Raw genomic sequence first — 23328 nt, forward strand, 5'->3', positions numbered from 1 at the left:
TAGGCAGCCACCGCTCCCTTGCTGATGCCAACCGCGGCCGCAAGGGTCCGGTCGCTCAGTCCAGCCTCGAACTTCAGACGCAGTACGTCGCGGATCCGTCGCATCGACAATCTCTCAGTAGGCATCAGGCAGACCCCGTTCAGAACGAGGTCCCTTAGCCGGCTCAGACTGTCGGCAATCCACCCCAGGCAACCCTCAACAGGGTGCCCACGATCCCGTGGAATCCGTGCCCACCATCCCGTGGAACCGCTGCCCACGATGCCGTGGAATCACTGCCCACCATCCCGTGGAATTCGCACTGACCGCGAGCACCGCCTATGAGTGGGCTGTCCGAGGGTTCAACGATGCCGGCGCCGGACCGTGGAGTGCTACGGCGGTCGCGACCACAATGGCGCCCTTCGCGGTGCCGAGCATCTCCGGCCTCGCGGATTGGCGAAACATGATGGAGAGCGTGGCGGCAGCGCGGCGCAACCACGTGACCGGCACCGATCTCACCGTCGTCGGCACGCCCGTGATGACGGACGCTGGCGTGCGGCTGAAGGGTGGGACGAACTACTTCGTCGGCGTCCCGGAGGCATTGACCCAGACGATCTACTTGGTTGGCAAGCTGCTGGTCCCGATCACCGGCAGTGGCAACAGGCCGGTCCTCATCGGCTCGCGCGTGGGCAATGGAGACATGGGCATCGCAATCTATCCTGCCGCGGTCACGCCAGATCTGAGCGTGATGGAGGTGCGCTGCTATGCGGGCCTGACTACCGGATCGAATGTTGGTGCGGCGGCCCGGGTGCTGGCCTCGGGCGGGGTGGATATGACAGGGCTGGTCCTTATGCGGGGGCAGGTCCGCGACGGCCTGGACGTATCCATGGCCGATCTCACGCACGATCTCATCGGCGCGCCGGTCGCGCTATCGGCCGCCAGGAAGCTGTCGGCCAGCCAGCCCCTCAGCTACGGCTCAGACAACAGCGGCAGCTACCTGGGCGAATGCGTTTTGTCCTGCATCGTCATCGTCAACGGCGTCCCCTCGACACAGGAGGATGCGGCGATCGTCGCGGGGATCCGGGCGGAGATGGCCTACTGGGGTGTGGCGGAGGGGATGTGATGCCCACCCTCATAAAGCGCGCCCCATGAAGCGCCGCTTCCACGCCGCGCTGCGGCAGACAGGGGAGGGCCGATAGGTGCCAAGCAGCCCCAACCTACGCCCCCCGGGCAACACGGGGGCAAGCGACGCAGCAATAGAAGCTGCGGCCAGAGCCGCCAACCGAACTCGCGCGCTCGGCCTGTTCCGCGACCCCTTCCGCTATCCGCAATGGCTGGAGGCCACCTTCGCCATCACCTGGCTGAGCTGGTCGGTCGCGAACCTCCTGGCGCCGAATGCGCTGACGGACCGCCCGACGCTCGCGATACTTAACGTGCTGGGCGGCTGGCTCTGGCCCTGGGTCGGCTTCGCGCTCTTCCCCTGGCAGATCGCCGCTCTCCGGATGGGCAGCCTCCGACAGCGGGCCATGGTGCAGACCATGGGTTACGGCATTCTCCTGCACGTCACGGTCTGCGTCGGGGCCATGAGCCTGGACCCGTTCTCGCCCATCATCACGCTGCTGCTCGCCCTCACCACTATCGCCGGGATCCTCTCGTGGAGGCTCTGGCGCCGATATGCCTAGCCTGACGGCGGAGCAGATCGTCGCCATCGGCTCCATGATGTTCGCCGGCCTAGCTGGGCTTCTCACTGCCTACGGGGCCATCCGGTCGCGCCGCGACGCCATCAACCGCGAGGACGAGGAGGAGATGGAGGCCGAGCTTCGGTCCCTCCGCCGTCGCCTTGCCCACGCCCACTCGTTCATCAGCACCCTGACCCTGGCCGCGGTGAAGATCAGGCACGTCGCGGCTGAGCGCCTGATGCGTGCGGGGGACGACGCTCCTCTGCCTGAAGTGCCGGTCTTCCAAGACCTGGAGTAACCGCCGCCGGGAGGCACCCGGCACCCCTGACAATCTGGAGAAGACGATGGACACCCTACAGGTGGCCCTGGTCGCGCTCACCGTGGCTTTTCTCGGCCTGCTGACCGGCCTGATCCCCTACCTCGGCGCCGCGGCGAAGGCGGCGCTCGTCGCCTACACCGAGAGCAAGCACCAGGCCGCCATCAACAACGCGGCCGAGACGCTGGCAATCAAGGCGGAGAAGGAGGGCGTGGATCCCGCTACCCTGGTCGGGACGCTGCGGCAGCGCCTGCCGGATGCCATGGCCGCTCTGTCGCCCACCGACGCCACCCTGCGTGACGTGTTGACCAAGGCCGGGGCGAAGGTCACCGGCCGCATCGCGATGGAACTCGCGACCGGCCTTGAGGGGCGCGGGGCATGAGCGACGCCATCGGCAGCAGCTACCCGCCACCGCACAGCGCCGGCGATGCCGGGCGGGTCTACTTTGGCGACCGTGAGGTGGGTTCCGGCACTGCCTCAGCGCCGCCGAACCACGCGGTCTGGCTGGGCGACCCGCTCAAGTATCTCAGCCCACCCGCCCTGACGCCTCCGCCCGACTTCTGGGACCGCGTGGCGCGCGAGGCGGCGCGGCTGATGGTGGAGCGGCAGGCGGCGCAGGCTCTCGGTCCCTCTGTGGCGGATGCCCGGTGATGACCCGGCTCCTCCAGGCCCTCGCCCGCCTGTTCGGCACCTACCAGCCGCCGCCGACCTTCCCGACGCAAATCCCGGCCGAAGTCGGAATTCCGGTGACGGAACAAAATCAACCACTTGCAGGCGCGCCCGCAAAACCCGGGCAAATCATCCCCGTCTCCACGGTGGCCGAGACGGTGGAGCTGGCGATCCCGGCGAAGGTGGCCACCTGGGACGGCACCGTCCCGCAGGAGGCCATCGAACTCTCCGAGATGTTCGAGGCCCGGCGGCTGCGTCCCTATCAGGACAGTCGGGGTGTCTGGACCATCGGCATCGGCTCCACGCGGGACATCAACGGTAAGCCCGTGACGGCCGCCACGCCGCCCGTCACCGACGCGCAGGCCGAGACCATGGCGCTGCGGGATCTGAAGCAGGCCGCGACGCTGGTGCGCTCGGCCGTGAAGGTGGACCTGTCCCCTCGGCAGGCGGCCACCCTGATCCTGCTGGCAAACAACGTGGGCGACCTGCGGGTGGCTGGGCCGTCGCTGGTGAAGCTGGTCAATGCCGGCGACTGGCGGGCGGCGGCCGACTTCCTCAAGAACTTCCGGAACGAGCGGAAGAACGGCGTGCTCACACCCAACCTCGGCCTCCGCCGCCGCCGCTGGGCCGAGGCCGCCTACAGCCTGGGGATGGAGCCGAAGAGGGCCTATGACCGGGCCTGGGCCGAGATCAAGACGGTGGACGGGTGGCCGAAGCTGCCTGCCTGAAAGCGCTGGAGATGGCGCGGGGGCAGGGGTATTCTTCGGGGGCTGTGGCGTCGCTCACCGACAACGGCCCTCGGGCCCTTCCTCGGCCGAGGATAGGTGAGATCAGCAATTAGCTCGTCGGCAGCATTCAAGACCTGGGGCAACCCAGGCCGCCCGGGTTGATCGCCGGGCGTTCGCTTTCAGAAGCCGCCCGGCTGGTGAGGCATCCCCTCATCGGTCGGGCGGCTTTTCTGTGTTCAGGCCAACCGCCTAACCCGCGCCCCGCCGCCGCAGACTTCCGCAACTCGCCGATCCGGCCGGTCCACCAGGTCCACCCTCTCCGGCCGGCGGTTGCACTTCCGGCAGCGCAGGCGGGTGGCGACGCGGCTCAGGTCCGCGTCCGGGCCATACTGTTCCGCCAGGAACCGCACGGCATAGTCGACATGGCGCTGGCAGACGCAGGAGGCTGCGAGCCACCAGGTCATGTGGTCGCGGGCGAGGGGCGGGGGCATGGTGGGGGGAGGGTAGGGCCGTGAACACAGGCGGAACAGGGGAATTTCCATCTCCCGTTCTATGCCTGTTCCCGCCCGATCCGTAAGTTATTGATAACGGCCGCGCAGCTTCCCTATCCGCTTGCCTCTTAATCAGCGGGTCCAAGGTTCGAGCCCTTGTGCGCCCACCATTCCATCCTCTTCCTCATTTTTCGGACGGGCCCGGTTCGGCCAGTGGCTTCGGCCAGCCGCCATCGGGCCTGATGGCGGGCGTTGGCATGCCTGCTGCCCGGCCGGGTGCGGCGATGTTCCGCCCGGGGCGGGATGGCGGATCGGTCTGGGCGCGGCGGTCTCTCGGCTTCGGGGCCTCTGAGTCGCCTTCGTCGGCGAAGGGCGGCCGTTCCTCGGCGCTGTGACGGGTTCGCCGCCGGTTCGGGAAGAACTCAGAAGGTCCCGATGATCTCCGTCAGCCGGTCGGAGCGGTCGGAGCGGATGCCGGGGCGGATCAGGTGCTCACGGGCCTTTTCGGCCACGGTGCCGCGCAAGCTGGACATGTGGAGCTGTTGCACCGGTACGCCCTCGGCCTCGGCACGTTGGATCTCGTTCCGGAAGTAGCCGATCGGGCCTGCCACGCGGCAGGTGCTCGAGTATTCCCGGAGATGCGCGACGTTCAGCGTCAGGCGCGATCCTCCCGCGCGGAGTATGTCTCCGATCGCTTCGAAGCAGGCTTCCGCGCGCGCCGTGTCTCCGCGGACGAGGCTGTGCCCCGCCAGGACGCAGAGGCTGCGGACCGTGTTGTAGCAAAGGGTGAAGACGAGGGTGTTGGCGCAGATGGACGCGGTCCGGTCGAAGATGGCCGTCAGGCTGCGCTGGAAGCCGGTCATGTCCTCCAGCGCGGCGCAGGCATGCCAGCGGGCGGTGAGGAGCGAGACGATGGCGTTCTCGTTGTAGTCGCTCGGCGGCAGTTGCTCGATCTGCCCGATCAGCGCGTCGAGGAGCTCCACGGCACGCTGTGCGTGGTCGCGGCGCAGGAGGTCGGTCGCGCGATAGGCGTAGCTCGCCGTCATCGTCATCGCGATCTCCATCCCGCCCGAGGAGATGTCCGCATAGGCGACGGCCATCTGGGCCGTCATGAACATCTGGGTTTCCTTGTCGAGCGGCCGGTTGCACTTGCGCCGCGCGATCTGGGAACGGGAGAACTCCTCCGGTGTCGGGTAGAAGAGCTCGTCCAGCTGGAAGCGGTCGCTGCGCTGGATGCGGATCGGTCCCTGGCTGGAGCGCAGCTCGAAGCGGCGGACCGGCCCGTGCTCGGGGGTCAGGCGGGAGCGCGCCTTCATCCTGAGGAGCCCTGCCTCCACGTAGGGGTTGGGCTCTGCCTCCGGCTCCGCCGTGGCCGGGGGTTCCGCCGAGGGCGGGCGGAGCCGCCAGGTCGCGACCGCGGAGCCGTCTGCCCCGACCGCGACCAATTGCAGGTCCGAGGAGACCGCTTCCCTGGCATAGAGCGTGATGAGCGCCTGGCCGTTGCGGATCACCCCCAGGTCAAGCACGACATCGTCCTCGCCCGAGAGGGTCGGCGCCGTGTCGATCACCTGGCTGCTCATCAGGCGCTGCTCCTCAGGGGCACGAAAATCCGAGATGGGGCCGGGCCAGGGGCCCGTCCGGCCGCTTAGGGCGTGGCCGGATGCCCGTGGTCAAGGGCTTGCAGGAAGAGCGAGGCGATCCGCGCCTCCGGCCCGTCGAGGCGTGCCTCGTAGAGCGCGCGCAGCCGCGCGGTCTCGCTTTCGGGTTCTTTTTCGAGCTTCAGCCGGAGCAGGTCCACGAGGCGGAAGGACTCGGGGTCATGCGGCGGCTGGATGACGAAGCGCTCGGTCATTTCCGCAATCACGACATCCGGCCGCTCCAGGCGCAGGAACCCGGCATCCACCGTGTTGGCGTGGACGAAGACCATGCGCCGGAAGGCCGAGTTGAGGGGGAGGCGGAGGCGGTTCGCGAAGGAGTCGCCGAAGATGACGACGGAGCCTTCGGGCGCCTTGGGGTTGTGCATCACCACCACGCGGCCGCGGTTGTTCAGCTCGCTGTCGAACTCGACGGTCACGTCGGTGTTGCGGCGGCTCAGCTCCAGCACGTCGCCTGCCGGCCGGCCGGGGATCTTGGAATCGAGATCGCCGTAGCGCGGGCGGGTCCTGTAGCCGAAGCTCAGCGGATCCGGCATGTCGCGCCCGACCGTGCGCACGGCCAGCTCGGCCGCGATCGCGGCGCCGAGGTGGTTCCAGTGGGTGTCGCCCTTGTCATAGGTGTCCGCCCGGCCGGGGCGGGGAGCGAGCTCCGCGCAGGGATAGAGGACCGGGACGTCCTTGGGCGCGAGGGACAGGACGGTTTCGATGGGGCGTTCAGCCGCGCGCCGCGCCCGGTGGGGATACCACGCCTCGTAGACGCTTTCCTTGGAGGGAGCGAAGAGCTGCACGAAGCGGAAGCCGAGTTCCGCCCGCAACGCGACGATGCGGTCGAAATGCACGCGCCAGGAATGCTCGGCGGCGGCGGAGAGCTTCACCCGCCCGGTATACTGGCCGACGCTGTCGTTGCCGTCATGGTCCAGGTACAGCCAGCCGTCGTCTCCTTCCATCACCTTGGGGGGAGGGGTGGCCATGGTGGTGGAAGCGTTCGTCATCCCGGCCTCTGCGACAGGCGCGCCGAACCGCGGGCCCGATGCTCCGGGCCAGGCCACGCGCGAGCGGCGACATCGTTCTTCGGACGGCACGATGGGTGTATCATCGCGCCGTCGTGAGTCAAGGTGAATGCTGCGCTGCAGCGTGGGCCGTCAGCCCTTCCTGGGCAGCTGCCGCTCCACCATCGCGGCCCACCAGGAGGCGCCGAGTGGCAGGATGGCGTCGTTGAAGTCGTAGCGGGGGTGGTGCACCTGCGGGTCCTGCGGGCCGCGACCGGCGCCGAGCATGAGATAGGCGCCCTGCTTGGCGTTGAGCATGAAGGAGAAGTCCTCGCCGCCCATGGTGGGCTTGGGCAGTTCCACCACCTTCGCCTCGCCCGCCACGGCGCGCGCGGCATCGGCGGCCAGGCCGGCGCTGACCTCCTCGTTGATGGTGGCGGGGTACATGCGGTCGAACTGCACCTCGGCCCTGGCGCCGAAGGCCTCTGCGATGCCGGAGGCGAGGGCCTTCACCTTCGTCTCCAGGATGTCGCCCACTTCCGGCAGGAACCAGCGCGCGGTGCCGCGCAGGGTGACCACCTCGGGGATCACGTTGAAGGCGTTGCCGCCCTTGATCTCGCCGATGGTGACGACGCCGCCCTCCACCGGCTCCACGTTGCGGGCCACGATGGATTGCAGGGCGGTGACGATCTGCGCGGCGATGACGATGGGGTCGTTGCCCTGATGCGGCATGGCGCCATGCGCGCCCTTGCCGGTGACGGTGATGCGGATGTCGGCGACCGCCGCCATCACCGGGCCCACGCGCCAGAGGAAGGTGCCCTCGGGGGCGCCGGGCCAGTTGTGCAGGCCGAAGACGCGGTCCATCGGGAAGCGCTCGAACAGGCCTTCCTTGACCATCACCTCGCCCCCGCCGCCCATCTCCTCGGCGGGCTGGAAGATCATGTAGGCGGTGCCGGAGAAGTTCCGCGTCTCCGCCAGGTAGCGCGCGGCGCCGAGCAGCATGGTGGTGTGGCCGTCATGGCCGCAGGCATGCATGACGCCGGGGGTGGTGGAGGCGTGGGGAACGCCGGATTCCTCGTGGATGGGGAGCGCGTCCATATCCGCGCGCAGGCCGATCGCGCCGCCCTCGCCGCGGCCCCCTCCCTTGCCGTGGATGACGCCGACCACGCCGGTGGTGGCGATGCCGGTGATCACCTCGTCGCAGCCGAATTCCCGCAGCTTCTCGGCGACGATGCGGCTGGTGCGGACCTCCTGAAAGTTCAGCTCGGGGTGCTGGTGGAAGTCGCGGCGCCAGGCCGTCATGTCGTCGTGGAATTCGGCGATGCGGTTGATGATGGGCATGGGGGCTCCGGTGGCCGAAGAGGTCTGCTGCTTCGCTAGCGCGGCGGGAAGGTGAGGGCCAGCCCCTCCTCAAGCCCGATGGGCGCGACGCCGAGCAGGGTGCGCATGGGGGCGGTGTCGAAGGCCTTGTCCTCCGTCAGGCGGCGCAGCTCGGCGGCGCGGATGCGGGGCAGGCCGGGGAGGAGGCGCAGCAGCGGCGCGGCGGCGAGCAGTGGGGCGAGGGGGATCGGCACCACCCCGGGGGGCGGGAAGCCGGCCGCGCGGCAGACGGCGCGGAGGAAGTCGGCGTAGCGGACCGGTTCCGGCCCGGCGATGACGACGGCCTGCGGCGTCTCCCATTTCCGGCGCAGCGCGGCGAGGACCGCGCGGGTCACGTCGGACTGGTGGATGGGCTGCACCAGGGCGCGGCCGCCGCCGGGCAGGGGGGCGAGGGGCAGGCGGCGGAGCAGGGCGGCGAGGCGCTGCACATTGTCCTCCCCCTGGGCGCCATAGATCATGCTGGGGTGCAGGATGACGCCGGGGCGGGTGCTGGCGAGGAGCGCCGCCTCGCCCTGGCGGACGCCGTCGCCATGGTCGTCGGCCCAGCGGGAGAAGCGGCGGGTGCTGCCCATGAGGACCAGCGGCACGCCCGGAGGGGCGGCGGCCAGGATGGCCGGGGCATGGCGGGCATGGGCGCAGGAGACGATCCGGCCCGCGCCGGCCAGGGCGGCGCGCAGGGCGGGGGCATCGGTCAGGTCCGCGAGGCGCGGTTCGCCGGCCAGGCCGGTGGCGGCCCAGCGGGCGGCGGAGCGCACCACGGGGCGGAAGGAGAGGCCCTCGGCGGCAAGGGCGCGGCACAGGCTGCTGCCGGAGCGGCCGGAGGCGCCGATCACGGCGACGGGCTCCAGCCGGGCGTCGGCGGTGCGGCGGATGGATTCCAGGGCGGCGCGCGCGCGGCCGGCGGCGGCGAGGTAGCCCGTGCCTTCGCCATTGCCGGCCCGGATGTTCCCGGCCCGGATGTCGCCTGCGGCGGAGGTCATCGGCAGGTGCTCCAGCCTCCTCGGTCCAGATGGAAATGGTCACGATGGGCGGCGTTGTAGTCCGGGCCCAGCACGGCGCCGAAGGCCCGGCAGGCGCCGTCGCGCACGGCTCGCAGAAAGGTGTTGGCGGGTGGCGGGGCGTCCCAGTCGCGCGGGAGGCCGATGCTGCGGCCGTCGGCCAGGGTGAAGCCGGCGATGTCCAGCGCGTCGGCGGTGGCGTGGCGGCTGCGGCGGCCGGCCTCGCGGTGATAGACGTTGCGGCAGTTGTAGCTGCCAAGGTGGCGCACCCCGGTGACGCGCTGGCCGAAGGCCTCCTCGGCCGCGGGCTGGAGGCTGTGGCGCTCGAAGACCGCCCAGGCGGCGGCGAGCGGGCAGTTCACGATGGGGACGCCGGGGGAGAAGCGCAGCTCGCTGGGCAGGCGCACGGGTTCGGCGATGCCGCAGCCGTTCCGCATGGGCTGGGGCGGGAGGGGCTGGAGCGGGATGCCGGAGATGGCGAAGGAGGCGGTGCAGAGGCCGGGGTCGCGGCCCATGCGGGAAAGCTTGTAGCGCGTGAGGAGGCCGGGGGGCGCCCGGAGGTCGAGCGGCGCCGAGGGGTCCAGGGTGGGCGGCAGCACGAGGGCGCGCGGCAGGAGCAGGAAGAGGGCGGCCAGGGTGGCCAGCAGGGGGAGGAGGAGGAGCCAGCGGCGCATTCGTGCGTGAGATGGGGGCGGTTCGCGCCGTCCGGCAGGGGTCGGGAGCGTTGTGGTAAGATGATACCACACATGTTTTGCTTGACCTGGGGAGCCGCGGCGGCCATACCCCGCGCCACCTTACTGACTGAACACACGGATCATGCTCGAAACCCAGACCCGCTCGATCAAGCCGGCCGAGGTCCAGAAGGACTGGATCCTGATCGACGCCGATGGCCTCGTCCTCGGTCGTCTCGCCGCGCTCGTCGCGAACCGCCTGCGCGGCAAGCACAAGCCCACCTTCACGCCGCATGTCGATTGCGGTGACCACGTGGTCATCATCAATGCCCGCCGCGTTCGCCTGACCGGCAACAAGGCCGAGCAGAAGGTGTTCTACTGGCACACCGGCTATGCCGGCGGCATCAAGCAGCGCACCGCCCGCGAGGGCCTCGAGGGCCGCTTCCCCGAGCGCGTGCTCGAGAAGGCCGTGGAGCGCATGATCACGCGCAACAATCTCGGCCGCGCCCAGATGCGCAACCTGCATGTCTATGCCGGTGCCGAGCACCCGCATGCCGGACAGGCGCCGAAGACCCTGGATGTCGGCGCGCTGAACCGCAAGAACATCGCTGCCGCCGGCGGCGCCAGTGGCGCCGACGCCGCGAAGAAGGCCGCCTGAATATGAGCGAGCAGACCACCGCCACGTCCGCCACCTCGCTGGCCGACCTGAAGACCCTCGTCGCCGGCACCCCCGCCTCGCCCGAGAATGCCGCCGTCACGCGTGAGCCGAAGAAGGACGCCTTCGGGCGCGCCTATGCGACCGGCCGCCGCAAGAACGCGATCGCCCGCGTGTGGATCAAGCCCGGCAAGGGCACGGTGACGATCAACGACAAGCCGGCGGCGAAGTACTTCGCCCGCCCGGTGCTGCGCATGCTGATCGCCCAGCCCTTCCTGGTTGCGGACCGCTACCAGCAGTTCGACGTGGTCTGCACGGTCGTCGGCGGTGGCCTTTCCGGCCAGGCCGGCGCGGTGCGCCATGGCCTCTCCCGCGCGCTGACCAACTTCGAGCCGGGCCTGCGCCCGATCCTGAAGAAGGCTGGCTTCCTGACCCGCGACCCGCGCGTGGTCGAGCGGAAGAAGTACGGCAAGCCGAAGGCCCGACGTTCCTTCCAGTTCAGCAAGCGCTGACGCTGGCGGGCCGGCGTCGCGCCGGTCCGTCTTCCACTGGACCGAGATCAGGAGGGGCGGCCCGCAAGGGCCGCCCCTCTTGCGTTTCCGCACCCCCCGATCCCTATTTCCACCCGCAGAGGAGAGCCAGATGGCCCAGGGTACCAAGTCCGGCAGCATTCCGAGCGTCTTCATCGATGGCGAGTCCGGCACGACCGGGCTGCAGATCATCGAGCGCCTGCAGGGCCGCGCGGACATTGCCCTGCGTTCGCTGCCGCCCGAGCGCCGGAAGGACCCCGAGGCCAAGCGCGACATCTTCGCCGAGGTGGACGTGGTGGTGCTCTGCCTGCCCGACGATGCCGCGAAGGAGGCGACCGCGCTGGCCACGGGGCTCGGCGCGCGGGCGCCGAAGCTGCTCGACGCCTCCACCGCGCATCGGGTGAACCCGGACTGGGTCTATGGCGTGCCGGAGCTTGCCCCGGGCCAGGGCGCGCGGATCGCGGCCGCGCCGCGCGTGACCAATCCGGGCTGCTACCCCACCGGCGGCATCCTGCTGCTGCGGCCGCTGGTCGAGGCCGGGCTGCTGCCGAAGGACTATCCCGTCACCGTCAATGCAGTCTCCGGCTATTCCGGCGGCGGCAAGGCGATGATCGCGGCCTATGAGGGGGAGGGCGCGCCGCCTTTCGAGCTCTATGGGCTGGGGCTGGAGCACAAGCACCTGCCGGAGCTGCAGCATTATTCCGGCCTCACGCGCCGGCCGATCTTCGTGCCCAGCGTCGGCGACTTCCGCCAGGGCATGCTCGTCTCCATCCCGCTGCATCTGGACCTGCTGAGCGGCGCGCCTTCCCCGGCGGCGCTGCAGGAGGCGCTGGCGGCCTATTATGACGGGGCGGAGTTCGTGCGGGTGGCGCCGCCCGAGGCCAGCGGCAAGATGGAGCCGGAGGCGCTGAACAACACCAACCTGGTGGAGCTGCGCGTGTTCGGGAATGAGCGGCGCGGGCAGGCCGTGCTGGTCGCGCGGCTGGACAATCTGGGCAAGGGTGCCTCGGGCGCCGCGGTGCAGAACCTGGAGCTGATGCTCGGGCTGGGCGCCGCCAACCGGATGGGGAAGGCCGCTTGAGCGGTCCTCTCTACCCCTTTCGGGGGCAGTGGCCGCGCGTCCATGAGGGGGCCTTCGTGGCTCCCTCCGCCTCCGTGATCGGGGATGTCACGCTCGAGGAGGGTGCGAGCGTCTGGTATGGCTGCGTGCTGCGCGGGGACACGATGTTCATCCACGTCGGCGCCCGCAGCAACGTGCAGGACGGCACGATCGTGCATGTGGCGCGCGGCACGCTGCCGGCGATCATCGGCGCCGATGTCACCGTCGGGCATGCCTGCATCATCCATGCCTGCACGCTGAAGGACCGGGCCTTCGTCGGCATGGGCGCCACGGTGCTGGATGGCGCGGTGATCGAGGAGGGCGGGATGCTCGGGGCCGGCGGGTTGCTGCCGCCGGGCAAGGCGATCGGGGCGGGGGAGCTGTGGGTCGGCGCGCCCGCGCGCTTCGTGCGCGTCATGTCCGCCGAGGAGCGGGCTGGCTGGGACCGGACCACGGCCCATTACGTGGAACTGGCGCGGGAGCATCGCGCGAGCCTAGGGGGCGGGGCGCCCTAGGCCGGGCGGGCGGCGGGCTGGTCCTGGAGTTGGCGGGTTCTCGACCATGCGCATCGCATGGTTCTTCCCTCCATCGTCATGGCCGCCGGCGGCATCGCGGGGCTGACGATGCTGACCAAGACCGTGTTCCTGGCCGAGATCGGCAAGCCCTATGTCCTCAGCGCGCGCCCGTGGGGTGCGCGAGGGGCGGGTCCTCTATGGCCATGTCTTCCGCCATGCGATGCTCATCGTCATCGCGGGGCTGCCGGAGGTGGAGGCGATGGCGCGGCGGAAGGGGGCTTGGCTGCTGTGGCCGCCCATCCGCTCCGGCCCGCGCAGCATCGCCTATGACCATCCGCTGCCGGCCCCCGCCCCGCCGGGGCATGGGCATCTCCTCGGCACGGACGACCAAGGGCGGGACGTGCTGGCGCGGCTGATCCATGGGCTGAGGAACTCGCTCGCCTTCGGGCTGATTCTGACCCTGGTCTCCGGCACGGCGGGGGTGCTGGTGGGGGCGGCCATGGGTATCTCGGCGGCGCGGCGGACCTGCTGGGGCAGCGGCTGCTGGAGCTCTGGTCCGGCCTGCCGCTGCTCTATGTGCTCATTGCGCTGTCAGCGCGCGCGGCAGCTTCGTCACGGCGGGCTGGGAGAGCGAGAGGATTTCCGCCGCGCGGGTGACGGAGCCGCCATGCATCACGGCCCGGAATGCTTCGAGCTGGTGGAGGCGGCGCGGGGTCATGCTTCGCTACTCCAGGGAATGGATACGGGAAACTTACGAATCTGCGTGGCCAGGCGAAAGGGTGCCAGCGTTCCGGCAGGACGAGCCGTCCCTCCGCCGGATAGGCAGCGCCGGCTTCTCCGCCAAGGCGTCCGCACCCTGCAAGACGAAGCTCGTCGCCGCCACGCTCTCCATCGCGGACATGGGCACGAAGGACGCGATGAACGGGCCGCGCCGAGGAGCTGGCGGTCCGGGGCCGGCACGGCCGCTGCGGGTTCCTCAGGCCGGTGCATCGGGGGAGCGGATGGTGCTAGGCAGGGGCTCCTGTCGCCGGGAGGGCCACTGATGCGGAGATGCGCGTTCCTGATCGTCCTGGCCCTCGCCGGCTGCGCGGCGCGGCCGGAGCCCGTGCCGCCGGTGCCGCCTCTGGCGGGCCATGGCAGCCGCGCCCCCGGCATCAACGCGATCGAGGGTGCGGCGGAGGCCTTCCGGCACCCCGAGCGCCTGCAGGGCCGGCCAGCGGATGCGGCGGTGGCGGTCAGCCGGCTGGAATGGGCGGCGCTGGCCGTGCCGGCGGATGAGACCTTCGACACCTTCAGCACCGTGACCGGTCCGGCGCTGACCGCCGCGCGCTGGGAGGTGCGGCGCGCGCTCGGCATTGCGACCGACGCGCCGGGGAGCGTGGTGATGGCGGGCATGGAGGGGGCGGCGGCTGCCCTGGCGCGGGGCGATTCCGCCGGCGCGGCGGCGGCGCTGCCCCCGCCGGTCTTCGCGCCCGACACCCTCGCTCGGCTGGCGAACCTGCCGCGCCTGCCCCAGGCGAACCTCGCGACGCTGCGGGCGCAGCGGGATATCGAGTTCGGCCGGGCCGAGGATTGGGACTTCCCGTGACGCGGCGCCTCGGGCGAGGCATCCTGCGCGGCCCATGGCACCGATTCCCCCGATGACCCGACGCCGCGCCCTGGCTTCCCTCCTCGCCCTGGCGCCGCTTGCCGCCTGCGCGGAGCTGAGCCGGCCCAACCTCTCCTGGGCGCCCCCGCCAGGGCTGATGCCGCCGGGGACGGATCCGGGACGCACCGCCATCGCGCTGCTCGTGCAGGACCTGCAGGGCGCCAATACCGGCCTTTCCGGCCAGCCGGCCCGGGTGGCGCGTGCCGCCGCCCTGCTCGAATGGCTGGCGGTGGACCTGATGGCCAACCCGCGCTGGGCCCCCGTGCCGCGCGACGCGCGGGTGGGGATCGGGCTGGCGCGCGACGAGATGCGAGGGGCCCTGGGTGCCGACCCGCTGGCCGCCTCGCCCCGCCTGGCCGCCGCCCTGGCCTCGGCGCATCGCGCGCTCCTCGCCGGAAACCGCGCGGCCGCGGCTTCGGCCCTGCTGGAGGCCCTCTTCCCCCGCGGCGGGGAGGCGACGCTGGGGCGGCTTTCGGACCCGGGGCCGTTGCCGCAGGGCGAGATCGCCAGCGCCGCCCTGGCGGAGAGGGTGCGGCTTCTGGACGAGACGAATGGCTGGGCGGCGGATTTCGACACGCCCATCCCCGCCGAACGGGGCGGGCGCGGGTCGCTTCCTTTCGGGATTTGATGCTGCCCAGAGGTTAGGCGAGGGCTCTGCCCTCGACCCGCCAAGGGCCTGAGGCCCTTGCCCCGTCTGACTGCCGTGGATACCCCGGACCAGTGGGGTCTCTGCTTGGGGTGACTTTCCGGCCCTTGCAGTCGCCTCGGGTCATGGACCCGAGGCGCACCGTCAGCCCCGTAATTTCAAACTTGAAGAAAAAGATGATGGTGAGGGGTCCGGGGAGAGGAAGAATTTCTTCTTCCTCTCCCCGGGACAGACCGCCGCATTCAAGTCAGCACCGCCACCGGTAGGACGCGGGTTAATCCCCCGCCATCACCTTCACATAGCTGCCCGGCGCGTCCTCGAGCGCCGGCAGGGCGCCGGCGCCGGGTTCGCGGGCCGGGACGGTGCTGCGGTCCTGCGCGGTGATCCAGCGTTGCCAGTCCGGCCACCAAGAGCCGGCGAATTCGGTCGCGTGCTCGAACCATTCGGCGGGTTCGGCCGGGAAGTCGCCGGTGGAGACCCAGTGGCTGTACTTGCCGCTGTCGGGCGGGTTCACGACCCCGGCGATGTGGCCGGAGGCCGCGAGGACGAAGCGGACTGGCCCCGAGAAGATCCCGGTCGCGCGGTAGCTGCTCTTCCAGGGCGCGATATGGTCCTCGCGCGTGGCGAGGAAGTAGGACGGCACCTTGATGTCGCGCAGGTCCAGCGCCTCGCCGTCGAGGGTGATGCCGCCCGGCTTTACCAGGTCGTTCTGCTGGTACATGCGGCGCAGGTAGAAGCTGTGCATCTTCGCCGGCATGCGCGTGGAATCGCCGTTCCAGAACAGCAGGTCGAAGGGGAAGGGTTCCTGGCCCAGCAGGTAGTTCTGTACGACGAAGGACCAGATGAGGTCGTTGGCGCGCAGCATGTTGAAGGTGTCGGCCATCTCGGAGCCTTCGAGATAGCCGCGCTGGCTCATCTTCGCCTCGATGGCCTGGAGCTGCTCCTCGTCGATGAAGACGCCGAGCTCGCCCGCTTCCTCGAAGTCCAGCATGGTGGTGAAGAACGTGGCCGAGGCGACGCGGTCGTCGCCCCGCCTGGCCATGTGCGCGAGGGTGGAGGCGAGCAGCGTGCCGCCCAGGCAGTAGCCGATGGCATTCACCTGCCGCTCGCCCGTCGCCTTCTCGATGGCGTCCAGTGCCGCGTAGGGGCCGAGGCGCATGTAGTCCTCGAAGCCCATCTCGGCGAGGGACTCGTCCGGGTTCACCCAGGAGCAGATGAAGACCGTATGGCCCTGGCTGACGGCCCAGCGGACGAAGGAGTTCTTCGGGCGCAGGTCCAGGATGTAGAACTTGTTGATCCAGGGCGGCAGGATCAGCAGCGGGCGCTTCAGCACCGTCTCGGTGGTGGGGCTGTACTGGATCAGCTCCATCAGCGCGTTCCGGTACACCACCTTGCCCGGGGTGACGGCGATGTTCTCCCCGATGGTGAACTTGCTCTCGTCCGTCATGTGGATGCGCAGCTTGCCCTTGCCGCGTTCCAGGTCCGACAGGAGGTTGGACAGGCCTTTCAGCAGGTTCTCGCCGCCGGTCTCGGCGGTCTTGCGCAGCACCTCGGGGTTGGTGAGCCAGAAGTTGGTCGGGCTCATCGCGTCCACGAACTGGCGCGTGTAGAAATCGACCTTCTGCGCGGTCTTGGGCGCCAGCCCCTCCGCCCCGTGCACCACGTTGGTGAAGTAGCGGGAGTAGAGGAGGTAGGACTGCTTGATGAAGTCGAAGACCTCGTTCTCGCGCCAGGCGTCATCCTTGAAGCGCTTGTCGCCGCGGCGCTCGGCGATCACGGGTTCGGCCTGGCCGCCCAGCATGCGGCGGGCGGTGTTCTGCCAGAGGGTGAGATAGTCCTGCCAGAAGCCGATCTGCGCCTGCATCATGCGGGCGGGGTTGGCCATCAGCCGCGTCGTCATCTCCAGGAAGGCGCTGCCGATATTCAGCGGGTCCGGGTTCGGCGGGCCGTCGGCACCGCCCTGGCGGCGCAGGAACTCGTGCACGATGCGCTGCCCGCGCTCGGCGACGTCGGCCATGGTGCGGCCGACCAGGGCGGGGTCGGGCAGGCGGAAGCCGGCCTCGGGCGCCGGGGAGGGGGCGGCGGCCGGCGGGGGCTTCGGCGCGGCGGATTCGGCGGCGGGGCGAGGTGGCTCCGCGCCGGGGGCGGGCTCAGGCGACGGCGTCGGCGCTTGGGAAGGCTGCTGAGGGGCAGGCGGGGGGGCGCCGGAGGCGACGGCCAGCGCGATGCGGGCTGCCTCGGGCTCTGCGGCCGCGGGCATGCTGGCGGGGGGCTCGGCCCTGACCATCGGCGCCTGGTCCGGTTCTGCCGGGGCGGAGGTGACCTGGGCCGGCGTGCCGGTTCCCACGGGGGGCTTGCGCGGGGCGGGCGGGCTGCCCTCGGCCGGGCCGCCGAGCGCCGCGGCCCCGGACTGCGCCACCTCCGGCGGGGTCCGGCCACTCCTCGGCTTTCTGCTCATGCTTGCGTCGTCTCCCTGGTCCCGGCCAGGCGGTCGGGCCCTGGGCTCGCCCGCCATCCGGTGCGCCGGCTGTCCCGGCGTCCTGTTCCGTGGCTTCCGCCGGTCGCCATTCTGCGGCAAACCCCCCGGGAGAGGAGCGTGCGATGCGAGAGCAGGCCATGCCGTCCCGGCCGGTTTCCGTCCGGTACAGGGAAGCTAGGGAGCGGAGAGGGGTGAGGCAAGCAGGCCCGGCCGTGCGATGGGCCGCGTTCGCCGTATGGCTGCCCCTCGGGCTTGCCCTGGGCGGCTGCGTCGGCTCGCCCGCCGAGGGACCTTTCGAGTTCTACCGCCAGATCACGGGGGAGGCGCTGGAGGGCCGGCCGCTGCCGCCGGGGATGGAGGAGCGCAGCCCGAATCTCGGCACCGTTCCCCAGCGGCCGGACCGGGGCCCCGCCAGCAGCCGGGCGGAGCTGTCGAGCCTTCTGGCGGCGAACCGCGCCGCGGCGGCCAATCCTCTTCCCTCCGGCGCCCCGGTTCCGGAGCGGCCGGCCACCGAAGGAGGGGCCGTGGTTCCCGCCGCCCCGCCCGCGCCCCCGCGCCTGGCCCCCGCGCCGCCGGTCGGCGCCGGCCCGGCCACGCTGCTGCTGCCGGGCACCGAGGCGCCGCGCATGGACGAGACCGCGCCCGAGGCGCCGCCCGCCGAGATGGCCGCGCCGCCGCCACCCGATCTCGCAGCGCCACCCAGCTTCCCGCCCATCGCGCCTCGCGGCCTCTGACCACCGCCGCTATCCTGGACGCACCCCATGCCGAGCACCGGATCATGACCGACGAGTTCCACCGCATCCGCCGCCTGCCGCCCTATGTCTTCGCGGAGGTGAATTCGGCCAAGGCGAAGGCGCGGGCCGCCGCCGAGGACGTGGTGGACCTCGGCATGGGCAATCCGGACAGCCCGACGCCGCCGCATATCGTCGCCAAGCTGATCGAGGCGGTGCAGGACCCGCGCACGCATCGCTACTCCTCCTCCAAGGGCATTCCCGGCTTGAGGCGCGCCCATGCGGCCTATTACGCCCGCCGCTTCGGCGTGAAGCTGGACCCGGAGACGGAGGTGATCGCGACGCTCGGCTCGAAGGAGGGGCTCGCGAACCTCGCCCAGGCTATCGCCTCGCCGGGGGACACCATCCTGGTGCCGAACCCGTCCTATCCGATCCACCAGTTCGGCTTCCTGATCGCGGGCGCCTCGGTGCGTTCCATTCCGTATACGCCGGATGACGAGATGCTGCGCGCAATCGACCGCGCGGTGCGGCATTCCGTGCCCAAGCCGACGGCGGTGATCGTCAACTTCCCCTCGAACCCGACGGCGCTGGTGGCGAGCATCGAGTTTTACCGGGAGCTGGTGGCCTTCTGCCGGCGGCACGAGCTCTTCATCCTCTCCGACCTCGCCTATGCCGAGCTGTATTACGGCACGACGCCGCCGCCTTCGGTGCTGGAGGTGGAGGGTGCCAAGGATGTGGCAGTGGAGTTCACCTCCATGTCCAAGACCTACAACATGCCCGGCTGGCGCATGGGCTTCGCGGCGGGCAACCCGCGGCTGATCGCGGCGCTGACGCGGGTGAAGTCCTATCTCGACTACGGGGCCTTCACGCCGATCCAGGTGGCGGCGACGGCGGCGCTGAACGGGCCGCAGGACTGCATCGAGGAGATGCGCGTGCTCTACAAGGAGCGGCGCGACCTGCTGGTGAAGGGGCTGCATGCCGCGGGCTGGGACGTGCCCTCGCCCGAGGCCTCGATGTTCATGTGGGCGCCGATCCCCGAGCGCTTCCGGCATCTGGGCAGCGTGGAATTCTCCAAGCTGCTGCTGGCGCGGGCCAAGGTCGCGGTCGCGCCGGGCGTCGGCTTCGGCGAGCATGGCGACGACCATGTCCGCATCGCCCTGGTCGAGAACAACCATCGCATCCGCCAGGCGCTGCGGGGCATCAGGACCTTCCTGCAGGGCGACAATGCCGCGCCCACGATGGAAGAGGCTGCTAAAGAGGAAACCGTCCGCGCATGACCCGTCCTCTTGCGGTGGCCGTTGCCGGGCTCGGCACGGTCGGGGCCGGTGTGCTCGGCCTGTTGCGGCAGAATGCGGAGATCGTGGCGGCGCGGGCCGGGCGGCGGATCGCCGTCACGGCCGTTTCCTCGCGCGACCGGACGCGCGACCGGGGCATCAGCCTCGACGGGCTGCGCTGGTATGACGACCCGGTGGCGCTGGCGAATGATCCGGCGGTGGATGTCATCGTCGAGACGATCGGCGGCAGCGAGGGGCCGGCGCGCGCGCTGATCGGGGCCGCGCTGGCCGCTGGCAAGCCGGTGGTGACGGCCAACAAGGCGCTGCTGGCCATCCATGGCGCCGAGCTGGCCGAGCTTGCCGCGAAATCCGCCGTGCCGCTGGCCTTCGAGGCGGCGGTGGCGGGGGGCATCCCCGCCATCAAGGCGATCCGCGAGGGGCTGGCGGGCAACCGCATCACCCGCGTGACCGGCATCCTGAACGGCACCTGCAACTACATCCTGACGCAGATGCGCGAGCGCGGGCGCGAATTCGCGGAGGCGCTGAGCGAGGCGCAGAAGCTGGGCTATGCCGAGGCTGACCCGACTTTCGACGTGGACGGGATCGACGCGGCGCATAAGCTCGCCATCCTGGCCGCGCTGGCCTTCGGGCGGCCGGTGGATTTCGATGCCGTGCATGTGGAGGGCATCCGGGCCGTCTCGGCGCTCGACATCAAGCTGGCCGAGGAGCTGGGCTACCGCATCAAGCTGCTCGGCATCGCCTCCTGCTCCGAGGCCGGGGTGGAGACGCGGGTGCATCCCTGCATGGTGCCCGTCTCCCATCCTGTCGCGACCGTGGATGGCGTGTTCAACGCGGTGGTGGCCGAGGGCGACCATGTCGGCCGCGTGGTGCTGGTCGGGCGCGGGGCGGGGGCGGGGCCGACGGCTTCCGCCGTGGTTTCCGACCTCGTGGACATCGCGCGCGGGCGCCACACGCCGGTCTGGGGCGCGGAGTCCTTCTCGGCGCTGCCCTCTGTCGGCATGGAGCGGCATTCCGGCGCCTATTACCTTCGCCTGATGGTGGTGGACCGGCCCGGCGTGATCGCGGATGTGACTGGCGCCCTGCGGGACGGCGGGATCAGTCTGGAATCCATGATCCAGCGCGGCCGGGCCCCGGGCGAGGCGGTGCCGGTGGTGCTGACCACCCATGAATCGCGTGAGGCCGCGATGCGCGAGGCCCTTGCGCGCATTGCGGCGCTGGACGCCGTGCTCGAACCCCCCGCCCTTATCCGGATCGAAAACCCATGAGCCAGACCGCCTCCATCAACCTCGACGCGCCGCTCCAGAGCGACCGCAACCTGGCGCTGGAGCTGGTGCGCGTGACGGAGGCGGCCGCGCTCGCCTCCTCGCGCTGGATCGGCCGGGGTGACAAGAACAGCGCCGATGGCGCCGCCGTGGACGCCATGCGCCGCGCCTTCGACAGCGTGGCCATCAACGGCACCGTCGTGATCGGCGAGGGCGAGATGGACGAGGCGCCGATGCTCTATATCGGCGAGAAGGTCGGCGCCGGCGGGCCGGAGGTGGACATCGCGGTGGACCCGCTGGAGGGCACCTCCATCTGCGCCCGCGGCATGCCGAATGCCATCGCGACCGTGGCGGTGGCGGAGAAGGGCGGCTTCCTGCACGCCCCCGACATCTACATGGACAAGATCGCGGTCGGCCCGGGGCTGCCCGAGGGCGTGGTGCATATCGATGCCAGCCCGAAGGAGAACCTGAAGAATCTCGCCCAGGCGCGGAAGGTGGCGATCGAGGATCTGGTGGTCTGCACCCTCGACCGCGACCGCCACAAGGAGATCATCCGCGCCTGCCGCGAGGCCGGGGCGCGCATCATGCTGATCCCCGATGGCGACGTGGCGGGCGTGGTGGCCTGTTCGCAGCCGGAGGCCGGGGTGGACATGTATCTCGGCTGGGGTGGCGCGCCGGAGGGCGTGCTGGCGGCGGCGGCGCTGCGCTGCATCGGCGGGCAGATGCAGGGCCGGCTGATCTATGAGGACGACGCGCAGCGCGAGCGCGCGAAGTCCATGGGCATTTCCGACCCCGACCGGATCTTCAGCGTGACCGAGATGGCGAAGGGGGACGTCATGTTCTCCGCCACGGGCGTGACCACGGGCGCCATGCTGCGCGGCGTGCGGCGCACCGCCTTCGGCGCCATCACCCATTCCATCGTCATGCGCAGCAAGACCGGCACGGTGCGCTATGTGGAAGGGCACCATAACTTCACCATCAAGCCGAACCTCCTCATTGGCTAATCCCGGGCTTCTGGAGGCGGAGGCGCCGGCGGCGGAATCGGTTCTCGGCGTCTCGCGCAGCGTCACCGGCCGTCGCTGGGTCTGGCGCGCCGCCGATGCGCGGACGGGCCTGGCGATCGCACAGCGGCTGGACGTGCCGGAGCTGGTCGGGCGGCTGCTCGCGGCGCGGGGCATCGGGGTGGAGGCGGCCGCCGACTTCCTGGAGCCGCGGCTGCGGGCCCTGATGCCGGACCCCTCCTGCCTCCGGGACATGGACCGGGCGGCGGAGCGGCTGGCCGAGGCCGTGCGCGCCGGCGAGCGGGTTTCCGTTTTCGCGGATTACGACGCGGATGGCGCCTGCGCCGGCGCGCTCACGGTGCGCGTGCTGCGCGATCTCGGCGTGGCGGCCAGCCATTACGTGCCGGACCGGATCAAGGAGGGTTACGGGCCCAACGCACCGGCCATTGCCGCGCTGTGCGAGGCGGGGGCGACGCTGATCGTCTGCGTCGATTGCGGCATCGCGGCGCATCAGGCGCTGGAGGCCGCGCGGGGCCGGGCGGATGTGGTGGTGCTGGACCACCACAAGGCCGAGGGGCCGCCGCCCCCGATCCTAGCCGCGGTCAACCCGAACCGGCTGGACTGCAATTCGGGCCTGCGCACGCTTTGCGCCGCCGCCGTCTGCTTCATGACGGCCGTGGCGCTGCACCGCAGCCTGCGGAAGTCCGGCTTCTTCGAGGGGCGCGCCGAGCCGCCGCTGCTGGACCTGCTGGATCTCGTCGCCACGGCGACGGTCTGCGACGTGATGCCGCTGACCGGCCTCAACCGCGCCCTGGTTTCCCAGGGGCTGCGGGTGATGGCCCGCCGGGGGCGGCCCGGGGTTGCGGCGCTGCTGGAGGTTGCCGGGGTGAAGGATGCGCCGACGGCGCATTCCCTGGGCTTCGCCTTGGGCCCGCGCATCAATGCCTCCGGCAGGATCGGGGAAAGCGACCTCGCCCTGCGGCTGTTGCTGGAGGAGGACCCGCTGGAGGCGCGGGCCATGGCCGAGCGCCTCGACAGCACGAACCGCCGCCGCCAGGAGGTGGAGGCGGAGGTGATGGGGACCGCCATGGGCATGGCGGAGCAGGGCATGGCCGCGGGCCATCCCGTGCTCATGATCTGCGGGGAGGGATGGCATCCGGGGGTGGTGGGCATCGTCGCCGGCCGGGTGAAGGAGCGCTTCAACCGCCCGGCCCTGGTGGCGGGGGTGGCGGACGGGCTGGCCAAGGGCTCCGGCCGTTCGGTTCCCGGGCTGGATCTCGGGGCGGCGATCATCGCCGCGCGCCAGGCGGGGCTGCTGGAGACCGGGGGCGGGCATGCCATGGCGGCCGGCTTCAGCTTCCGCGCGGAGCGGCGCGAGGCGGTGCATGCCTTCCTGAACGAGCGGCTGGCCGCCGCCACCGCCCTGCCGGATGCGGCCGCCCTGGTGGTGGAGGGCACCCTTTCGGTGGCCGCGGCGAATACGGTGCTGGCCGAGCAGGTCGGGCGCCTGGCGCCCTTCGGCACGGGCAATGAGGAGCCGGTCTTCGCCATTCGTCACGCGCGGGTGGTTCGGGCCGACCGGGTGGGCAAGGAGGGCGGCACCATCCGGCTGTTCCTGGAAGGCGAGGGGGGCGGGCGGCTGAAGGCCGTGTGCTTCCGCGCGAAAGAGGGGCCGCTGGCCGAGCTGCTGCTGAAGGCGCGGGGCACGCCGTTGCACCTCTGTGGCACGCTGCGTGCCGAGAGCTGGAACGGCGAGGTCTCGACCTCCCTTCATGTGCAGGATGCGGCGCCGGCCTGACGTCGCGCGGGTTGTGGCGGGGCGTGGTCCGTCCTACCTCGCGGCGCGGTGCCCGGCCGGGCGCCCTGGATTGCCGGCTCCGATGGGCCGGTTCGCTCAAGCCGGACCCCGTGGAGT

At 71.0% G+C, this 23328-nt stretch carries 25 protein-coding genes; 17 read left to right on the forward strand and 8 right to left on the reverse strand.

All coding sequences use genetic code 11. The features are described from left to right. The first annotated feature begins 439 nt into the window (after positions 1–439). The 6 genes from BUB97_RS15305 to BUB97_RS15330 all read left to right on the forward strand — a co-directional run bounded on the left by BUB97_RS15305 (position 440) and on the right by BUB97_RS15330 (position 3368). The gene (locus tag BUB97_RS15305; protein WP_139281358.1) at positions 440–1099 is read left to right on the forward strand and encodes a hypothetical protein; all 660 of its coding nucleotides are present in this window, start codon (positions 440–442) and stop codon (positions 1097–1099) included. A gap of 76 nt (positions 1100–1175) precedes the next feature. Continuing rightward, a complete protein-coding gene (locus BUB97_RS15310) occupies positions 1176–1658 on the forward strand; it encodes a hypothetical protein (protein ID WP_073136266.1) in 483 nt (160 codons plus the stop codon). Further along, complete coding sequence (locus BUB97_RS15315; protein ID WP_073136268.1) at positions 1651–1953, forward strand: hypothetical protein; 303 nt, start codon at positions 1651–1653, stop codon at positions 1951–1953. Before BUB97_RS15310 ends, BUB97_RS15315 begins: the two co-directional genes overlap by 8 nt. Positions 1954–1999: 46 nt before the next feature. Beyond that, positions 2000–2353: a hypothetical protein gene (locus BUB97_RS15320; protein WP_073136270.1), complete on the forward strand. Its 354-nt coding sequence runs from the start codon at positions 2000–2002 to the stop codon at positions 2351–2353. Then, the gene (locus BUB97_RS15325; RefSeq protein WP_073136272.1) at positions 2350–2622 is read left to right on the forward strand and encodes a hypothetical protein; all 273 of its coding nucleotides are present in this window, start codon (positions 2350–2352) and stop codon (positions 2620–2622) included. Before BUB97_RS15320 ends, BUB97_RS15325 begins: the two co-directional genes overlap by 4 nt. After that, positions 2622–3368, forward strand: a complete 747-nt coding sequence (locus BUB97_RS15330; protein ID WP_073136274.1) for a lysozyme — start codon at positions 2622–2624, stop codon at positions 3366–3368. Before BUB97_RS15325 ends, BUB97_RS15330 begins: the two co-directional genes overlap by 1 nt. A 236-nt stretch (positions 3369–3604) precedes the next feature. On the opposite strand, the gene BUB97_RS15335 is transcribed toward BUB97_RS15330, so the two are convergent. The 6 genes from BUB97_RS15335 to BUB97_RS15360 form a co-directional block, all read right to left on the reverse strand. Continuing rightward, positions 3605–3910, reverse strand: a complete 306-nt coding sequence (locus tag BUB97_RS15335; RefSeq protein WP_073136276.1) for a hypothetical protein — start codon at positions 3908–3910, stop codon at positions 3605–3607. Between the two features lie 371 nt (positions 3911–4281). Continuing rightward, complete coding sequence (locus BUB97_RS15340) at positions 4282–5439, reverse strand: hypothetical protein (protein ID WP_073136278.1); 1158 nt, start codon at positions 5437–5439, stop codon at positions 4282–4284. Between the two features lie 65 nt (positions 5440–5504). Beyond that, positions 5505–6506, reverse strand: a complete 1002-nt coding sequence (locus tag BUB97_RS15345; protein WP_073136280.1) for an alginate O-acetyltransferase AlgX-related protein — start codon at positions 6504–6506, stop codon at positions 5505–5507. Positions 6507–6656: 150 nt separating this feature from the next. Next, entirely contained in the window at positions 6657–7844 is a 1188-nt protein-coding gene (locus BUB97_RS15350) for a M20 aminoacylase family protein (protein WP_073136282.1), read from the reverse strand. Between the two features lie 35 nt (positions 7845–7879). After that, a complete protein-coding gene (locus BUB97_RS15355) occupies positions 7880–8863 on the reverse strand; it encodes an SDR family oxidoreductase (RefSeq protein ID WP_245818321.1) in 984 nt (327 codons plus the stop codon). Next, positions 8860–9555: an extensin-like domain-containing protein gene (locus BUB97_RS15360; RefSeq protein WP_073136284.1), complete on the reverse strand. Its 696-nt coding sequence runs from the start codon at positions 9553–9555 to the stop codon at positions 8860–8862. The genes BUB97_RS15355 and BUB97_RS15360 overlap by 4 nt, the downstream gene beginning before the upstream one ends. A gap of 142 nt (positions 9556–9697) precedes the next feature. On the opposite strand from BUB97_RS15360, the gene rplM reads away from it, so the two are divergent. The 4 genes from rplM to BUB97_RS15380 all read left to right on the forward strand — a co-directional run bounded on the left by rplM (position 9698) and on the right by BUB97_RS15380 (position 12351). Further along, entirely contained in the window at positions 9698–10210 is a 513-nt protein-coding gene (rplM, locus tag BUB97_RS15365) for a 50S ribosomal protein L13 (protein WP_073136285.1), read from the forward strand. A 2-nt stretch (positions 10211–10212) separates the two neighbouring features. Further along, positions 10213–10719, forward strand: coding sequence for a 30S ribosomal protein S9 (gene rpsI / locus BUB97_RS15370; RefSeq protein ID WP_073136287.1), 507 nt, complete (start codon positions 10213–10215; stop codon positions 10717–10719). A 130-nt stretch (positions 10720–10849) separates the two neighbouring features. Then, the gene (gene argC, locus BUB97_RS15375; protein WP_073136289.1) at positions 10850–11818 is read left to right on the forward strand and encodes an N-acetyl-gamma-glutamyl-phosphate reductase; all 969 of its coding nucleotides are present in this window, start codon (positions 10850–10852) and stop codon (positions 11816–11818) included. Then, positions 11815–12351: a gamma carbonic anhydrase family protein gene (locus BUB97_RS15380; protein WP_073136291.1), complete on the forward strand. Its 537-nt coding sequence runs from the start codon at positions 11815–11817 to the stop codon at positions 12349–12351. Before argC ends, BUB97_RS15380 begins: the two co-directional genes overlap by 4 nt. A 580-nt stretch (positions 12352–12931) precedes the next feature. On the opposite strand, the gene BUB97_RS15385 is transcribed toward BUB97_RS15380, so the two are convergent. Next, positions 12932–13069 (reverse strand): LysR family transcriptional regulator, encoded by a 138-nt coding sequence (locus tag BUB97_RS15385; protein ID WP_245818327.1) that lies wholly within the window; start codon positions 13067–13069, stop codon positions 12932–12934. A 324-nt stretch (positions 13070–13393) separates the two neighbouring features. On the opposite strand from BUB97_RS15385, the gene BUB97_RS15390 reads away from it, so the two are divergent. Together BUB97_RS15390 and BUB97_RS15395 are read left to right on the forward strand one after the other, a co-directional pair. After that, on the forward strand, positions 13394–13939 hold the full coding sequence (locus BUB97_RS15390) for a hypothetical protein (protein ID WP_073136293.1): 546 nt from the start codon (positions 13394–13396) through the stop codon (positions 13937–13939). Positions 13940–13991: 52 nt separating this feature from the next. Next, positions 13992–14627, forward strand: a complete 636-nt coding sequence (locus BUB97_RS15395; protein WP_073136295.1) for a hypothetical protein — start codon at positions 13992–13994, stop codon at positions 14625–14627. A 292-nt stretch (positions 14628–14919) separates the two neighbouring features. On the opposite strand, the gene BUB97_RS15400 is transcribed toward BUB97_RS15395, so the two are convergent. After that, positions 14920–17103, reverse strand: a complete 2184-nt coding sequence (locus BUB97_RS15400; protein WP_408906138.1) for a PHA/PHB synthase family protein — start codon at positions 17101–17103, stop codon at positions 14920–14922. Between the two features lie 233 nt (positions 17104–17336). Between BUB97_RS15400 and BUB97_RS15405 the strand changes: the two genes are divergently transcribed. From BUB97_RS15405 to recJ, 5 genes are read left to right on the forward strand one after another with little or no spacing between them, the layout of a single operon-like run. Further along, on the forward strand, positions 17337–17858 hold the full coding sequence (locus BUB97_RS15405; RefSeq protein ID WP_073136297.1) for a hypothetical protein: 522 nt from the start codon (positions 17337–17339) through the stop codon (positions 17856–17858). Between the two features lie 44 nt (positions 17859–17902). Next, positions 17903–19132 (forward strand): LL-diaminopimelate aminotransferase, encoded by a 1230-nt coding sequence (locus BUB97_RS15410; protein WP_073136299.1) that lies wholly within the window; start codon positions 17903–17905, stop codon positions 19130–19132. Further along, positions 19129–20415: a homoserine dehydrogenase gene (locus BUB97_RS15415; protein ID WP_073136301.1), complete on the forward strand. Its 1287-nt coding sequence runs from the start codon at positions 19129–19131 to the stop codon at positions 20413–20415. The genes BUB97_RS15410 and BUB97_RS15415 overlap by 4 nt, the downstream gene beginning before the upstream one ends. Beyond that, the gene (gene glpX / locus BUB97_RS15420; protein ID WP_073136303.1) at positions 20412–21416 is read left to right on the forward strand and encodes a class II fructose-bisphosphatase; all 1005 of its coding nucleotides are present in this window, start codon (positions 20412–20414) and stop codon (positions 21414–21416) included. The genes BUB97_RS15415 and glpX overlap by 4 nt, the downstream gene beginning before the upstream one ends. Then, a complete protein-coding gene (recJ, locus tag BUB97_RS15425) occupies positions 21364–23211 on the forward strand; it encodes a single-stranded-DNA-specific exonuclease RecJ (RefSeq protein WP_086062236.1) in 1848 nt (615 codons plus the stop codon). Before glpX ends, recJ begins: the two co-directional genes overlap by 53 nt. Positions 23212–23328 lie beyond the last annotated feature (117 nt).

This window comes from Muricoccus roseus (assembly GCF_900141905.1).
Lineage (GTDB): Bacteria > Pseudomonadota > Alphaproteobacteria > Acetobacterales > Acetobacteraceae > Roseomonas > Roseomonas rosea.

Excerpts from the sequence above, each read along its gene's own strand:
- BUB97_RS15400 (WP_408906138.1), bottom strand. The coding sequence starts at position 17,103 with ATGAGCAGAAAGCCGAGGAGTGGCCGGACCCCGCCGGAGGTGGCGCAG.
- BUB97_RS15390 (WP_073136293.1), top strand. The coding sequence starts at position 13,394 with ATGCGGAGATGCGCGTTCCTGATCGTCCTGGCCCTCGCCGGCTGCGCG.
- BUB97_RS15340 (WP_073136278.1), bottom strand. The coding sequence starts at position 5,439 with ATGAGCAGCCAGGTGATCGACACGGCGCCGACCCTCTCGGGCGAGGAC.
- recJ (WP_086062236.1), top strand. The coding sequence starts at position 21,364 with ATGTGGAAGGGCACCATAACTTCACCATCAAGCCGAACCTCCTCATTG.
- BUB97_RS15320 (WP_073136270.1), top strand. The coding sequence starts at position 2,000 with ATGGACACCCTACAGGTGGCCCTGGTCGCGCTCACCGTGGCTTTTCTC.
- BUB97_RS15315 (WP_073136268.1), top strand. The coding sequence starts at position 1,651 with ATGCCTAGCCTGACGGCGGAGCAGATCGTCGCCATCGGCTCCATGATG.
- rpsI (WP_073136287.1), top strand. The coding sequence starts at position 10,213 with ATGAGCGAGCAGACCACCGCCACGTCCGCCACCTCGCTGGCCGACCTG.
- BUB97_RS15350 (WP_073136282.1), bottom strand. The coding sequence starts at position 7,844 with ATGCCCATCATCAACCGCATCGCCGAATTCCACGACGACATGACGGCC.
- BUB97_RS15355 (WP_245818321.1), bottom strand. The coding sequence starts at position 8,863 with ATGACCTCCGCCGCAGGCGACATCCGGGCCGGGAACATCCGGGCCGGC.
- argC (WP_073136289.1), top strand. The coding sequence starts at position 10,850 with ATGGCCCAGGGTACCAAGTCCGGCAGCATTCCGAGCGTCTTCATCGAT.
- rplM (WP_073136285.1), top strand. The coding sequence starts at position 9,698 with ATGCTCGAAACCCAGACCCGCTCGATCAAGCCGGCCGAGGTCCAGAAG.
- BUB97_RS15305 (WP_139281358.1), top strand. The coding sequence starts at position 440 with ATGATGGAGAGCGTGGCGGCAGCGCGGCGCAACCACGTGACCGGCACC.
- BUB97_RS15395 (WP_073136295.1), top strand. The coding sequence starts at position 13,992 with ATGACCCGACGCCGCGCCCTGGCTTCCCTCCTCGCCCTGGCGCCGCTT.
- BUB97_RS15330 (WP_073136274.1), top strand. The coding sequence starts at position 2,622 with ATGACCCGGCTCCTCCAGGCCCTCGCCCGCCTGTTCGGCACCTACCAG.
- BUB97_RS15325 (WP_073136272.1), top strand. The coding sequence starts at position 2,350 with ATGAGCGACGCCATCGGCAGCAGCTACCCGCCACCGCACAGCGCCGGC.
- glpX (WP_073136303.1), top strand. The coding sequence starts at position 20,412 with ATGAGCCAGACCGCCTCCATCAACCTCGACGCGCCGCTCCAGAGCGAC.
- BUB97_RS15415 (WP_073136301.1), top strand. The coding sequence starts at position 19,129 with ATGACCCGTCCTCTTGCGGTGGCCGTTGCCGGGCTCGGCACGGTCGGG.
- BUB97_RS15385 (WP_245818327.1), bottom strand. The coding sequence starts at position 13,069 with ATGACCCCGCGCCGCCTCCACCAGCTCGAAGCATTCCGGGCCGTGATG.
- BUB97_RS15410 (WP_073136299.1), top strand. The coding sequence starts at position 17,903 with ATGACCGACGAGTTCCACCGCATCCGCCGCCTGCCGCCCTATGTCTTC.
- BUB97_RS15335 (WP_073136276.1), bottom strand. The coding sequence starts at position 3,910 with ATGGAAATTCCCCTGTTCCGCCTGTGTTCACGGCCCTACCCTCCCCCC.
- BUB97_RS15345 (WP_073136280.1), bottom strand. The coding sequence starts at position 6,506 with ATGACGAACGCTTCCACCACCATGGCCACCCCTCCCCCCAAGGTGATG.
- BUB97_RS15360 (WP_073136284.1), bottom strand. The coding sequence starts at position 9,555 with ATGCGCCGCTGGCTCCTCCTCCTCCCCCTGCTGGCCACCCTGGCCGCC.